This window comes from Roseomonas sp. CECT 9278 (assembly GCF_918698155.1).
Lineage (GTDB): Bacteria > Pseudomonadota > Alphaproteobacteria > Acetobacterales > Acetobacteraceae > Neoroseomonas.
In genome coordinates, this window is sequence record NZ_CAKKLX010000006.1 from 135,571 (window position 1) to 148,972 (window position 13,402).

The 13,402-nt window shown below is 72.5% G+C and carries 11 protein-coding genes; 2 read left to right on the forward strand and 9 right to left on the reverse strand.

Annotated features, from left to right (window positions below; translation table 11 throughout):
• Positions 1-5: 5 nt before the first annotated feature.
• The 6 genes from LQ222_RS06205 to LQ222_RS06230 all read right to left on the reverse strand — a co-directional run bounded on the left by LQ222_RS06205 (position 6) and on the right by LQ222_RS06230 (position 7,077).
• Entirely contained in the window at positions 6-1,130 is a 1,125-nt protein-coding gene (locus tag LQ222_RS06205; RefSeq protein ID WP_230165172.1) for a CaiB/BaiF CoA-transferase family protein, read from the reverse strand.
• Positions 1,131-1,133: 3 nt separating this feature from the next.
• Positions 1,134-1,874, reverse strand: a complete 741-nt coding sequence (locus tag LQ222_RS06210) for an enoyl-CoA hydratase/isomerase family protein (RefSeq protein ID WP_230165174.1) — start codon at positions 1,872-1,874, stop codon at positions 1,134-1,136.
• A 1-nt stretch (position 1,875) separates the two neighbouring features.
• Positions 1,876-2,844 carry a tripartite tricarboxylate transporter substrate binding protein gene (locus tag LQ222_RS06215; protein WP_230165175.1) on the reverse strand — a complete coding sequence of 323 codons (969 nt, stop codon included), beginning with the start codon at positions 2,842-2,844 and terminating at the stop codon, positions 1,876-1,878.
• Complete coding sequence (locus LQ222_RS06220; protein ID WP_230165177.1) at positions 2,841-4,922, reverse strand: acetate--CoA ligase family protein; 2,082 nt, start codon at positions 4,920-4,922, stop codon at positions 2,841-2,843. The genes LQ222_RS06215 and LQ222_RS06220 overlap by 4 nt, the downstream gene beginning before the upstream one ends.
• Before the next feature lie 80 nt (positions 4,923-5,002).
• Entirely contained in the window at positions 5,003-5,875 is an 873-nt protein-coding gene (locus LQ222_RS06225) for an MBL fold metallo-hydrolase (protein WP_230165179.1), read from the reverse strand.
• A complete protein-coding gene (locus LQ222_RS06230; RefSeq protein WP_230165180.1) occupies positions 5,872-7,077 on the reverse strand; it encodes an MFS transporter in 1,206 nt (401 codons plus the stop codon). Before LQ222_RS06230 ends, LQ222_RS06225 begins: the two co-directional genes overlap by 4 nt.
• Positions 7,078-7,326: 249 nt before the next feature.
• Here LQ222_RS06230 and LQ222_RS06235 point away from each other — a divergent pair, with 249 nt between their 5' ends.
• Positions 7,327-9,603 (forward strand): heavy metal translocating P-type ATPase, encoded by a 2,277-nt coding sequence (locus tag LQ222_RS06235; protein WP_230165181.1) that lies wholly within the window; start codon positions 7,327-7,329, stop codon positions 9,601-9,603.
• On the opposite strand, the gene LQ222_RS06240 is transcribed toward LQ222_RS06235, so the two are convergent.
• On the reverse strand, positions 9,600-10,340 hold the full coding sequence (locus tag LQ222_RS06240) for a dienelactone hydrolase family protein (RefSeq protein ID WP_230165182.1): 741 nt from the start codon (positions 10,338-10,340) through the stop codon (positions 9,600-9,602). The two genes, LQ222_RS06235 and LQ222_RS06240, sit on opposite strands and share 4 nt — an antisense overlap.
• Before the next feature lie 170 nt (positions 10,341-10,510).
• Between LQ222_RS06240 and LQ222_RS06245 the strand changes: the two genes are divergently transcribed.
• Complete coding sequence (locus LQ222_RS06245; RefSeq protein WP_230165183.1) at positions 10,511-11,104, forward strand: glutathione S-transferase C-terminal domain-containing protein; 594 nt, start codon at positions 10,511-10,513, stop codon at positions 11,102-11,104.
• A gap of 1 nt (position 11,105) precedes the next feature.
• Here LQ222_RS06245 and LQ222_RS06250 read toward each other — a convergent pair whose 3' ends face one another.
• Entirely contained in the window at positions 11,106-11,807 is a 702-nt protein-coding gene (locus LQ222_RS06250; protein WP_230165184.1) for a creatininase family protein, read from the reverse strand.
• Positions 11,804-13,396, reverse strand: a complete 1,593-nt coding sequence (locus LQ222_RS06255; protein WP_230165186.1) for an ABC transporter substrate-binding protein — start codon at positions 13,394-13,396, stop codon at positions 11,804-11,806. The genes LQ222_RS06250 and LQ222_RS06255 overlap by 4 nt, the downstream gene beginning before the upstream one ends.
• Positions 13,397-13,402: the final 6 nt, after the last annotated feature.

Below are 13,402 nucleotides of genomic sequence, written 5' to 3' on the forward strand. Positions count from 1 at the left end.
CCAGCCTACCCCGCGGCGGGTGCGGGTGTCAGCCTTGCGATCACCGCCGGATCGACCCCCCATTCCGCCAGGGCGGCCGCGCCATCCGCGCCGCGCCGGGGTGCGGGCGCAGGTTCGGGCGCCGGCGTGCGGGAGAAGCGCGGGCTTGGCGCCGGCAGCCCGCCACCGAGGAACGTCCCGCGCGCGACATTGTGCGGATGGCGCGGCGCTTCCTCCAGGTCGAGCACCGGTGCAACGCAGGCATCGCTGCCGTCGAACAGCGCGGCCCAGTGGTCGCGCGGCCGGCTCGCGAAGATCGCCGCGAATTCCGCACGAATCGCCGGCCAGCGCGCCGGATCGGTGCGATCCGCGAAGCGCGCCGCATCCAGCCCCAGCCCCTTCAGCAGCAGCGCGAAGAATTGCGGCTCCAGCGCACCGACCGCGACGTACTTCCCATCCGCGCAATCATAGGTGTCGTAGTACGGGCAGGCGCCATCGAGCATGTTGCTCTCCCGCGCATTCTTCCACCGCCCCTGCGCGAACTGCCCGAAGAAGGCGCCCATCAGCGTGGCGGAGCCATCCGTCATCGCCGCATCCACCACCTGGCCGCGGCCGCTGCGCTGCGCTTCGAACAGCGCGGCCATGATCCCATAGGCCAGCAGCATCCCGCCGCCGCCGAAATCGCCGACCAGGTTCAGCGGCGGCACCGGCCGCTGCCCGGCACGCCCCATCGACCACAGCGCCCCGGTCAGAGCGATATAGGTGATGTCGTGCCCCGCCACCGGCGCCAGCGGCCCGTCCTGCCCCCAGCCCGTCATGCGCCCGTACACCAGGCGCGGATTGCGCGCGTGGCAGTCGGCCGGCCCAAGGCCGAGGCGTTCCGTCACGCCGGGCCGGAAGCCCTCGACCAGCACATCGGCGCGTTCCACCAGTTGCAGCACGGCGGCGATCGCCTCCGGCCGCTTCAGGTCGAGCGCCACCGACCGCCGCCCGCGCCCCAGCACATCCGCCGGGTGCCCGCCGGGCGGCCCTTCGGGGCGGTCGATCCGCAGCACCTCCGCGCCAAGGTCGGCCAGCATCATGCAGCAGAAGGGCCCGGGGCCGATCCCCGCGAGTTCGATCACGCGCAGCCCGTGCAGCGGCCCCGGCATGGCTCAGCGCCCCTCGAAATTCGGCGGGCGCTTTTCGCGGAACGCCGCCACGCCCTCGACGAAATCCGTCGAGTTGCGGATCGCCGCCATGCGCTGGCCATGGATCGCCATCTGCTCGGACGGGCCGCGCGGCAGGATCTCCTCGGTCACCATGCGCTTGATCTCACCGAGGACCATCGGCGCCATGCCGCACAGGTCGCCCGCCCATTGCCGCGCGGTATCGAGCGCCTGGCCGTCCGGCACCACTTCGTTCACCAGGCCCACGCGCTCGGCGCGCTGGGCGTCGATGGTGCGGCACAGCAGCGCGATCTCCATGGCGATCTTGTGCGGCACGCGGCTGACCAGCCCGGCGATCATCCCACCGGTCAGGCCGAGCTTCGCCTCGGGGTAGTAGAACTTCGCGCTGGCGCCGCAGACCATCAGGTCGCACATCATCGCCAGCACGATGCCGCCGCCGACGCACCAGCCCTCGACCGCGCAGATCACCGGCTTCAGCGGCTTGAAGCCGACGGTCGGGATGGCGCGCCACAACTCCGGCGGGTCCGAGACATCAGCGCCAAAGGTGAAGGCGCGCAGGCCCTCGGCGGTGATGATCGCGACACGCAGGTCGGCGCGCTGCTCGAATTCCTGCATGGCGCGCTGCACCTGCTCGGCCATCGGCTTGCTGATCGCATTGCCCTTGGCCGGGTTGTTCAGCGTGACGATGCGGACCGGACCCTCATCCGAAACCTTGACCAGTTCCACGTCAGTTCACTCCTGCGCCGGTGCGGCGGATGATCTCGGCGAAGATGGCCCGCTCGCCGGTGATGCGGTTGGCGAAGGCCTCGCCGGTCTCGAAGGCGGGGCGCAGCCCACCGATGGCAAGCCCGCGCGCGACATCCTCCGACTTCAGTGCCTGTTCCAGCGTGGCGGCGATGCGGCTTCGCACCGGCAGCGGCGTTGCCGCCGGCACGGCCACGCCGAACCAGGACATCGCGCCGCGATCCGCCAGGCCGGACTCCATCAGCGTCGGCAGGTCGGGGAATTCCGGGTGGCGCTGGTCGCCGAAGGTCGCCAGCGCGCGCAGCCGTCCCTGGCGCACCATCGGCAGCGTGGCGGGGTCGCACATCATCTGGATGTGCCCCGCCACCAAGTCGTTCACCGCCAGGCCCGACCCGCGATAGGGCACGTGCTCGAAGCGCGCCTGCGCGTGGTCGCCCAGGATCTCGCATTGCAGCTGCGTGATGGTGCCATTGCCGGCCGAGCCGAAGCGCAGCGCGCCCGGATTGGCCTTCGCGTAGGCGATCAGCTCCTGGATGCTGCGCGCCGGCACCGACGGATTGACCACCACGAAGGCATCGGAGGCCGCGACGCGCGCGATCGGCGCGAAGTCCCGATCCACGTCGTAGGGGTTGCGCATCATGGTCGGGCTGATGGTGAAGACCGCGGTCGGGAACAGCAGCACCGTGTAGCCATCGGGCCGCGACCGCGCGACATGTTCGGCACCGATCGTCCCGCCGGCGCCGCCGCGATTCTCGATGACGATGGTCTCGCCGATGATGCGCGACCATTCGACCATCAACGGCCGCGCGACATTGTCGGTGGACCCGCCGGGCGGATAGGGCACGACCAGCGTGACCTGGCGCTGGGGCCAGGTGCCCTGCGCCAGCGCCGGCGCGGCCAGCAGGGATGCGCCGAGCAGCGGCAGCGCGCGGCGACGGATCGGCGGGCTCATGGCATGTCCTCCAGCGTCGCGCGGCCATCGACGGCGATGACCCCCTGCCCTGCCGCGCGCAGGATCAGCGGGTTGATATCGAGTTCGACAAGCCGCGGCCCGAGATCGGCCGCGAGCCAGGACAGGCGCGACAGCGCATCCGCCGCCACGTCGACATCGGCGGGGCGCCCGCGCCGCCCGGCAAGCACCTGGGCGACGCGAAGCGCCGCGATCATCGCGCGCGCCTGCGCCACGCTGACCGGCGCCGGCGCCATGCGGACATCCTGCAGCACTTCCACCAGCACGCCGCCGGCGCCGACCAGCACCATCGGGCCGAAGTGCGGATCGTGCATGGCGCCGAGGAACAGTTCCGCGACGCCGCGCGCCATTTCTTGCACGACGCAGCCTTCGGCATCCGGGCCGAGGCGCGCCGAGACCTCCGCGAAGGCCGCACGCAAAGCATCGGCGTCGCGCAGGTCCAGCCGTACCAGGCCGGCATCGGACTTGTGCACCACCGCGCGGCTGACGCCCTTCAGCACGACCGGATAGCCGATGGCCTCCGCGGCCGCGACGGCGTCGTCGGCGGATCGCGCCGCGGCTTCGCGCGTGGTCGGAATGCCGGCCGCTGCCACCAGGCGCTTCACCTCGCCTTCCGTCAGCGCGCCTGCGGGCAGCGCGGGCAGCGGCGCCATGCCGGCAGGACGCACCGGCGCTGGCGCCACCACACGCCCCGCCGCCGCCGCATCCAGCGCGCGCATCACCGCCAGCGCATCGCCCACCCGGTCGAAGAACGGAAAATCCGCGGCGCGCATTGCGGCGCGCGAGGCATCGCCCACCGCGCCCGCCGACATGACGTAGAACAGCGGCTTGCCGCCCGCGCGCGCCAGCGGCGGCAACAGCGCCGCGCGCCCCGCCATGTCGGGCTGCGTCGTCATCGGCACCGCGACGGCGCCGATATCGGGGTCGGCCATGAAGGCGCGGATGCAGTCCGCCAGGCCGTCGCCGCTGGTGCCTTCGTGGAAGGATCCGGTATCCACCGGCAGGTGGATGTGGCTCTCGGGCATCCAGCGCGCCAGCACGGCGCGGGTCGCATCCGCCATGGTCGCGAGCCGCAGCCCCTGCCCCGGCAGCATGTCCGCGAAGGTCACGGTGCTGCCGCCGGAGGAAGCGATCGGCGCCAGCCCCAGCCCCGCTGCCGGCCACGGCGGCAGGCGCAGCGACGCATCGGCCGCCAGCACCATCGCCTGCGGGTCTTCCATCACGACCGCGCCCGCGGTGCGACAGGCGGCTTCGAAGGCGGCGAAGGCGCCGGCCAGGCTGGCGGTGTGGCTGCGGGCGGCGGCGGCGCCGGCCTCGCTGCGCCCGGCCTTCACGATGAAGACCGCCTTGCCCGCGCTGCGCGCGGCACCGAGCAGCGCGCGGAAGCGGCGCGGGTCGCGCAGGCCCTCGATGTACAGCGCGATCGCGCGCGTGGCGTCGTCGGCCACCAGGAAATCCAGGAAGTCCTCCAGCGCCAGGTCCGCCTGGTTGCCGACCGACACACAGCGGCTGAAGCGCGCGCCGTGATGGTGGCCGAAGGACAGCAGCGTCCCCATCAGCGCGCCCGACTGGCTGACCATGCCGATGCCGCCGGGGCGATAGTCATCCTCCTCCAATGCCAGCGAGGAGGACAGCATCGCGCGATCGACCGGGTTGAAGATGCCGAGGCAATTCGGCCCGACCAGCCGCATCCGCGCCGCCCGCGCGATCCCCAGCACGCGGTCCTGCAAGGCCGCGCCTGCCGGCCCCGCCTCCGCCAGCTTGCCGGTGATGACGATGCAGGCGCCCACGCCCGCCGCCGCGCAATCGGCGACCTGCGCTTCCAGCGCCGACGCCGGCACGGCCAGGATCGCGACGTCCGGCGGTTCGGGCGCGGCGGACACGCGCGGGAAGGCCGGTAGCCCTCGGATCGTCGCGCGGTTCGGGTTGATCGGCAGGATGCGGCCTGGAAAACCGTGCTTCAGCAGGTAGTGGATGACCCGCCCGCCGAACTTGCCGACATCGTCCGAGGCACCCACGACCGCCACCGATCGCGGCGCGATGATGCGCGCGATGGGCAAGGGGCGCCCGGTTCCTGCTTCCTCCAAACCCGTCTCCATCCGCGGGATGGCGGACAGGCTAGGGCAGGAATGCACCCGCGTCAGCCCACCGCTTCGGCGCGGAAGCCATCGCCCCAGCGCGCCAGCCGCGCACGCGACGGCGAAGGGAAATGCGCGAAGCACAGCAGCGTGCGCGCCTCGCAGGCGCATTCCAGCACGCGGCGGCGCGTCGCGGCAGCCTGCACCGGGTCGTAGTCGGCGCGCATCGACAGTTCCGGGTAGCGCGCCTGCAGGGGCGAATGGATCAGGTCGCCGGTGAACAGCGCCTCGGTGTCGCCGCGGCCGACGCGCAGCGCGACATGGTGCGGCGTGTGGCCGGGCGTCGCCTCCAGGCGGATGTCATCGGTGATGGCGTGGTCATCGGCGACCATCTCGGCGCGCCCGGCGGCGACGATGGGCAGCACGGAATCGACGAAGGGCAGCACGGGCGCGCGGGCGTTTTCGGCATTCCAATGCGCGAATTCGCCCGCCGAGAACACGTAGCGCGCCTTCGGGAAGGTCGGCACCCAGACGCCGTTCTCCAGCCGCGTGTTCCACCCCACATGATCGACATGCATGTGCGTGCACATCACGACATCGATGTCGTCCACGCTGAGCCCCAACGCCGCCAGGCCGCGCATGTAGCCATCCCCGCGCAGCCGGTTCCAGAACGGATGCGCCGGCCGGTCCTTGTCGTTGCCCACGCAGGTATCGACCAGGATGGTGTGGTGCTTCGTGCGCACCACCCAGGACTGGATCGCCAGCACCAGCTTGCCCGTGACGGGATCGAGCGCCGCGGGTTCGAGCCAGGCGCGGTTCGCCTCCAGCACGTCGCGCGTCAGCGTCGGGAAGAAGGTGAGCGGATCGAACAGCGGGCTCTCCTCCTCGATGATCCGCTGCACCGTGATGTCGCCCAGCGCGAAGCCATTGCTCATCGGTTGTCCGCCTCCCGTTCCGCGCGCAGCAGCGCGAGTCCCACCACCAACGCCGGCAGCCCGCAGACCGCGAAACCCAGCCCGTAGCTGCCCGTCGCGATCAGTACGCCCGAATAGACCAGCGGCAGGATCAACCCGCCGAGCTGCCCGAAGGACAGCACGCCACCGGTCGCCGCGCCGGCCTGGCCGGGCACGGCCAGCCGCGCCGCCTCCGACAGCAGGATGCCGTGCCACGACATGACCGTGGCGCTCAGGATCGTCGCCACCACGCCGATCAGCAGCAGCGGCCAGGACGGCCCGAGCAGCGCCATCATCGCCGTGCCCCCCGCCATGCCGAGTGCGAGCCAGCACATCACCACCACCGGGTCGACGCGCCCGCTGCCCAGCCACCCCCAGAAGATGCGCCCCGGCACCGCGATCACCATCGCCACCGAGAACACCAGCCCCGCCGCCACCAGCCCATGCCCGAGTTCCACCAGCGCCACCACGAAGTACGAGGTGAACACCGTCTGCAGCCCGTTGAAGGCGAAGCAGGCGAAGGACAGCCGCCGCAGGTCGGCGCGCGCCATGACGCTGACGATGGTGGTGTGGAAATCCGACAGGCGGAAGGATTGCGTCGGCTCGCGGTCGGCGTCGAATTGCGCGCGCAGCGGTTGCAGCATCGCGGCGAAGACCAGGCAGGACAGGGCCGCGATCAGCAGCGCGCCACGCCACCCGGTCAGCCCGGTCAGCCACGGCCCCAGGATGCCCGCCACCAGCAGCCCGGCCGGCACCGCCGTCTGCTTGATGGAAAACACCAGCGGCGCCTGCCGCGGCGGCGAATACCGCCCCAGCAGATGCGAACTTGCCGGCGTCGACATCGCCGCAGCACCCCCGCCGATAACCGCCGACACCAGGAACAGGAAGGCCGGCCCCGCCGTCGCCACCGCCATGCCGATGCCCAGCAGCACCAGCGCCACCTGGCTCATGCGCATCGCCCCGTAGCGCCGGATGAAGGATCCGCAGCCGAGCTGGAACAGCAGCGCCGAGAGTGCGGCCGCCGCGACATAGATGCCCAGCCAGGCCGGGTCGATCGCGAGATCCGTCAGGATCGCCGGCGCGATGATCGGCGGCAGCGACCGGCCGAGCGTGGCGAAGGTCTGCTGCAGGAACATCGCCGCCAGCACGATCAGCAGCAGCTTCATCGGTCGATCGGCGCGCATGCGGCTCCGCGGCGGTGGCAGGTGCCGCCACGATAGGCCCAGCCGCGCCACCCTGCGAAGGCCCCGCCCTGCGCCGCGAATTGATGCGCGACAAGGCCGCGTGTCGCAGTCGATGCTATCCGACCGACGGACACGCCCGGCGCCCGCATCCCGTGGCCGATCGGGCAGTTCGGGAGCACCCCGTCTCCGGCAGCAGGACCCGCGCCGCGGATCCTCCGGCCGGATCACACTGCGGAGACGCCGCCGCCGATGCGCCGCTTCCTCCTCCTCGCCTGGGTGCTGGCCGCCTTGGCCGCCGGCCTCGCGGCGCAGCTCGCCGATGCCGCCTGGGTCGCCCATTGGCTGTGGCGTGCCGCCGCGCTGCCGGTCGCGCTGCATGTCGCGGTCGGGCTGGTGCGCGCACTGCTGGGCGGGCGGCTCGGCGTGGATGCGGTCGCCCTCGCCGCCATCCTCGGCGCCATCGCGCTGGACGAGGCCGCCGCCGCCGCCGTGATCGGCCTGATGGTCGCCGGCGGCGAGGCGCTGGAGGCCTGGGCCGAAGGCCGCGCCACCAGCGCGCTGACCGACCTCATGGCCCGCGCGCCCCGCCATGCCGCGCGGATCGAAGGCGACGCCATCGCCGAGATCGACGTCGCCGCCATCCGCCCGCAGGACCTGCTGCTGGTGCGCCCCGGCGAGACGATCCCCGCCGATGGCACGCTCGAGGACGATGCCGCGACGCTCGACGACAGCGCACTGACCGGCGAGGCGCTGCCGGTCAGCCTCCGGCGTGGGGCGGCGTTGCGCAGCGGCGGCGTGAATGCCGGCCCGGCCTTCCGCCTGCGCGCCACGCATGATGCCGCGGCCAGCACCTATGCCGCCATCCTGCGCCTGACGCAGGAGGCCGCGGCCGCGCGTGCGCCGCTCGCGCGGCTGGCCGACCAATGGGCACTCGGCTTCGTGATCGCCACCGGCGCGATGGCCGGCGGCGCCTGGGTCGCGACAGGCGATCCGCTGCGCGCGCTGGCGGTGCTGGTGGTGGCGACGCCCTGCCCGCTCATCCTCGCCGCGCCGGTCGCGCTGATGGCCGGCATCGGGCGTGCGGCGCGGCGCGGCATCGTGGTGAAGGGCGGCGGCGCGCTGGAACGCCTGGCGCGCATCCGCACGGTGCTGTTCGACAAGACAGGCACGCTCACGCCCGGCCACCCGCGCCTGGCCGCCATCGATGCCGATCCCGTGCTGGGGCGCGACGGGGCGCTTCGGCTGGCGGCGGCGCTGGCGCAGGGCTCCACGCATCCGGTCTCGGCCGCGCTGGTGGCGGCGGCCGGCGCGCGCGGCATCGACGTGCAGCTGCCGCAGGACGTCACGGAGGTCGCCGGCGGCGGCGTGACCGGCATGGTCGAGGGCCGGTCGCTCATGCTGGGCGCGGAAGCCTTCCTGCACGAGGCCGGCATCGACCCGCAGGACGGCTTCGGCCTGGTCGCGCAAGTTGCCGCGGCGGCGGGGTCCGTCGCCTGGCTGGCGGTGGATGGCCGCGCCGTCGCCGCCTTCGTCATGGCGGACGGGATGCGGCAGGAGGCACCGCGCGCGGTGCGGCGGCTGCGTGCGCTCGACATCCGGCGCATCGCGCTGGTCACCGGGGATCGCGCGGCGGCGGCGCAATCGATCGGCCGCGCGTTGCGGCTCGATGCCGTCTTCGCCGGGCAGTCGCCGGCCGACAAGATCGCGGTGGTGCGGGTCGAGGCGAGCACCGCGCCGACCGCCATGGTGGGCGACGGGGTGAATGATGCGCCGGCGCTGGCCGCCGCCGATGTCGGGATCGCGATGGGCGCGCATGGCACCGCCGCCGCCGCGCAGGCGGGCGATGTCGTGCTGCTGGTGGACCGCGTGGATCGCGTGCCGGAGGCCATCGCCATCGCGCGGCGGTCCCGGCGCGTGGCGCTGCAGGCCATCGCGATCGGCATGGGGATGTCGGTCATCGCCATGGCCTTCGCCGCCGCCGGGTTGCTGGCGCCGCTGGCCGGCGCGCTGCTTCAGGAGGCGATCGACGTCTTCGCGATCCTCTATGCGCTGACCGCGCTGCGCCCGGCGCGCGACGACCAGGCTGGCGGCGCCCTGTCGCCGGAGGCAGGGTTGGACGAACGCCGCCGCGAACATGCCGGGCTGCGCGACCTGGCCGAGCACCTGCGCAGCGCCGGCGAGGCGATCGGCACCGCCACGCGCGCGCCGGACCTCGCGGCGATCGCGGCGCGGCTGCGCGGCGAATTGCTGCCGCACCAGCGCGAGGAGGAGCGCGCGCTCTATCCCGAGGCGGCGGCGCGGCTCGGCGGCCAGGACCCGATGGCGCCGCTGGTGCGCATGCATGCGGAGATCGAGGCGCTGGCCGAGCGCGTGGCGGTGCTGCTGCGCCTGGGCGCAGCGCCGGAGGGATGGCATGCCGCCGCGCCCGAGCTGCGCCGCACGCTGTTCGCCCTGGAGGCGCTGCTGCGCCTGCATCTGTCGGTCGAGGAGGAGATGCTGGCCGGCCTGGACGCGCCGCCGCGCTAACCCAGCCGCCGCCGATACAGCGCGACCAGCCTTTCCCAATGCCGCTCCGCCGCCGGCTTGTCGTAGCACCAGCGTTGCGGGAAGGCGAAGCCGTGATGGACGGCGGGGTGGAGTTCCAGTTCACCGGCGGCGCCCGATGCATCGAACAATGCGCGCAGTTCGGCGACCATCGGCAGCGGCGCGAGTTCGTCATGCTCGGCGCAGGCAATGTAGAGTTCGGCGCTGCCCTTGCCGAGCGTGAGGTGCGGGCTCTCCTCGGCGTCGGAGACCAGCCAGGTGCCGTAGAACGACGCCGCGGCGGCGATGCGGTCCGGGTGGCGCGCGGCGGCGGCCAGCGCATAGGGGCCGCTCATGCAGTAGCCATGCACGCCGACAGGCCCGGGCTTCGCGACGCCCGCGCGGTCGAGGAAGGCCAGTATCGCAGCGACATCCTCCATCACTGGCGGGATCGTCATCCTGGTGCGGATGGCGCGCATGCGGTCGCGCTCGGGGTCGCCCACGGTCAGCACGCCGGGGCCGAACGTCGTGTCGCGGCCGGCGCGGTAATACAGATTGGGCAGCAGCACGCAGTAGCCGCTGGTGGCGAGGCGCCGCGCCATGTCGCGCAGTTCCTCGCGGATGCCGGGCGCGTCCATCAGCATCAGCACGGCGGGCGCCGGCTCGCCGCGCTCGGGGCGCACGATGAAGGTCTCCATCCCGCCGTCGCGCGTGGGGATGTCGGTGGTGGTCTCGATCATCGGCGTGCCCTCCGTTCCGCGCGGGCCAGGGCGGATCGCCGCCCGGTGGAACCCTCCGCGCCGGTGACGGTGACCTGCGCCATGGCGAACCGCAATGCCGCGCAGCGCCGACTGGACGGATGGCGAAGCCCAGTGGACAGTCCCGCCATCCCCAATGGAGGAAATGCCCGATGAAGCTGACCATGTCCCCCGCCAGCCCCTATGTCCGCAAGGCGCGCGCGCTCGCGATCAAGCGCGGCGTCGCCGACCGGATCGAGATGTGGACCGTCGCGACCTCCGCGCCCGAGCTCGCGGCGCTGAACCCGCTGTCGAAGATCCCGACCTTCGTGACCGATGACGGCCAGGTGCTCTACGACAGCCCGGTGGTCTGCGAATACATCGACAGCCTGGGCGATGCGCCGCCGTGCATCCCGCCCGCGGGCCCGGCGCGCTGGCGGGCGCTGACGCTGGCGGCGCTGGGCGACGGGATCATGGACGCGACGCAGCCGCGCCGGCGCGAGATCGCGCTGCCGCAGGATGACGGCCGCAAGGAGTACATCGCGGGCCAGCAGGCCAAGGTGACCCGCGCGCTGGATGCGCTGGAGCAGGAGACGCTCGGCGAGCTGGAGACGATCGGCGACATCACGGTGGCCTGTGCGCTGGGCTACCTCGATTTCCGCTACCCGAACGAGCCGTGGCGGCCCGGCCATCCGAAGCTGACGGCGTGGTACGAGCGCGTGGTGAAGCTGCCGCCGATGGCGCAGACCATGCCGCCGGCCGGCTGAGTCAGGCCCAGGGCCCTTCGAGGGCCGCGCGCGTCTCCGCCACGCCCGTGGCCCAAAGGCGCAGCATGGTGGCGTCGGGCTTCTGCCAGGCGCCACCGAAGCTGCCATCGCCCAGCAGGTCGCGCACGCGCGCGGGCGGGCTGGCCTTCATCAGCGCCAGGTCGACCGGCGGCTTCGCGCCCTCGGGCGCAGGGGCATGCGCCAGGCGCGTCCAGGGAAAATTCTCGAACCAGTTGCCGTGGCTGGCGGTGGGGTCCTCGGCCTGCGCGGCGGCCCAGGTGGCGGGCGCGTTCCACCAGCTGTGGAACTTGATCGACAGGCGCGGGTCCTCGGCCATGATCTGCTGCGCCAATGCGCCGACCGGGGCATTCCCGCCATGGCCGTTGACCACCAGGATGCGGCGGAAGCCCGATGTCGCGACGGAGGCGATGAGGTCGCGCGCCACCGCCAGCAGTGTTTCCACACGCAGGCTGATGCTGCCGGGGAAGCCCGCGAAATACGGCGCAAGGCCGAAGGGCATGGCGGGATACACCGGCACGCCGAGCGGCTCCGCCGCTTCCAGCGAGACGCGCTCGGCCAGGATGGCATCGACGCAGAGCGACAGCCCGGCATGCTGCTCGGTGCTGCCGAAGGGCAGCACGCAGCGGTCGTCCTGCGCGAGATACGCCTCGATGTCGCGCCAATTGCTGTCGGCGACCCTCACCGCGCGACCGGCGCCACGTCCCAGGCATAGGTCTCCTCGTCGGCGCGGCCGACGCGAAGCGTCGCGCGGTCGCGGCGCGTCGCCCAGGCGGAGCCCACAGCGGCGATCGGGATCACGACGCGCTGCGCGGTGAACAGGGCGCCGACCTGGCGCAGCAGATCCTCGCGCTTGCTGTCGTCCAGCTCGACATTCGCCGCCTGGATCAGTCGGTCGATATTCGCGTTGGCGAAGCCGTTCCAGTTGAAGGCGCCGAGGCGCAGCTCGCGGTTGTTCGAATGCGCGTTCGCCGCGTAGTAGTAGTTCGCCTCGCCCGTCAGCGTGCCCCAGCCGGCCATGATGTTGGAGAGTTCGCCGCGCGCGCGGGCGGGAAAGATCACCGCCGCGGGCTGGCCGGCGGCCTGCACCTCGATGCCCACGCGGGCCAGCATCTGCGCCATCGCGGTGCCCACGCCATTGTCGCCCGGCAGGCGGTTGTTGGTGAAGTTCAGCACCATGCGGAAGCCGTTCGGATAGCCCGCTTCCGCCAGCAATTGCCGGGCACGCGCCACATTCGGCGTGGGCACCGTCAGCGTCGGGTTGAAGCCGAAGATGCCGGGCGTGACCATCTGGCTGACCGGCGTGCCGAGGCCCTCCATCGCGACCTCCGCCAACGCGCGGCGGTCGATCGCGAGGTCGATCGCCTCGCGCACGCGGGCGTCGCGATAGGGGTTGGTCGGCAGGCGCGACCCGTCGCGCGCGGTCACCTGCGGCGTCGGTTCGCGCTGGTCGAGTGCCAGGTTGAACACATAGACCGTCTCGGCCTTCAGCACGGCGATGGCGCGGTCGCGTTCCAGCGTCGGCACGTCGGCGGCCGGCACCCGCACGATCATGTCGACCTGGCCGGTGCGCAGCTGCGCCACGCGCGCGGCGGGGTTGGCGATCTCGCGCCGGACCACGCGCGCCCAGGCCGGGCGCGTGCCCCAATACGTGTCGTTGCGCTCGACCGTGAACTGCTCGCGCGGCGTCCAGGACCCGAAGCGGTATGGGCCGGTGCCGATGGCGACACGGCCGCCGTTGAAGGCCTCGTTGGAATTCTCCGGCGTCAGCCCCGCGGTGGCGCGCGCCGAGACCACGAACAGCCGGATGAAATCGTTGGGCAGCGTCGGTGCGGGACCGTCGGTCACCACCCGCAGCGTGTGCGGGTCCACCACCTGCACCTCCCGCACACGGCGGACGTAGATGCTGGTGGGGTTGGGCCCGGACAGCGTCTGCATGCGGCGGATCGATGCCGCGACATCCTCCGCCGTCATGTCCGACCCGTCATGGAACTTCACGCCGCGGCGCAGGCGGAATTCCCAGGTGGTCGGATTCACGACGGACCAGGATTCCGCCAGCCCCGGTTCGATCTGCAGCCGGTCCCCCGAATGGGTCAGCGTGTCGAAGACATGCTTCAGCGATTCCGAATGGGTGCCCGTGGCCGTGTAGTGCGGGTCGATGCTCTCGGGCCCGGCGATCACGCCCATGGTGAGCGTCTGGGCCGTTGCCGCGCCGGCCATCAGCGCCGCGGCGGCGACGGAGGCAAGGGCGAGGCGGCGGAATTCGCGCGTCATCTTCGT

What these genes read in the sequence shown, in the direction of transcription:
- LQ222_RS06205 (WP_230165172.1), bottom strand. Translation starts at nt 1,130, where the DNA reads ATGCCGGGGCCGCTGCACGGGCTGCGCGTGATCGAACTCGCGGGGATC.
- LQ222_RS06215 (WP_230165175.1), bottom strand. Translation starts at nt 2,844, where the DNA reads ATGAGCCCGCCGATCCGTCGCCGCGCGCTGCCGCTGCTCGGCGCATCC.
- LQ222_RS06225 (WP_230165179.1), bottom strand. Translation starts at nt 5,875, where the DNA reads ATGAGCAATGGCTTCGCGCTGGGCGACATCACGGTGCAGCGGATCATC.
- LQ222_RS06230 (WP_230165180.1), bottom strand. Translation starts at nt 7,077, where the DNA reads ATGCGCGCCGATCGACCGATGAAGCTGCTGCTGATCGTGCTGGCGGCG.
- LQ222_RS06235 (WP_230165181.1), top strand. Translation starts at nt 7,327, where the DNA reads ATGCGCCGCTTCCTCCTCCTCGCCTGGGTGCTGGCCGCCTTGGCCGCC.
- LQ222_RS06240 (WP_230165182.1), bottom strand. Translation starts at nt 10,340, where the DNA reads ATGATCGAGACCACCACCGACATCCCCACGCGCGACGGCGGGATGGAG.
- LQ222_RS06245 (WP_230165183.1), top strand. Translation starts at nt 10,511, where the DNA reads ATGAAGCTGACCATGTCCCCCGCCAGCCCCTATGTCCGCAAGGCGCGC.
- LQ222_RS06255 (WP_230165186.1), bottom strand. Translation starts at nt 13,396, where the DNA reads ATGACGCGCGAATTCCGCCGCCTCGCCCTTGCCTCCGTCGCCGCCGCG.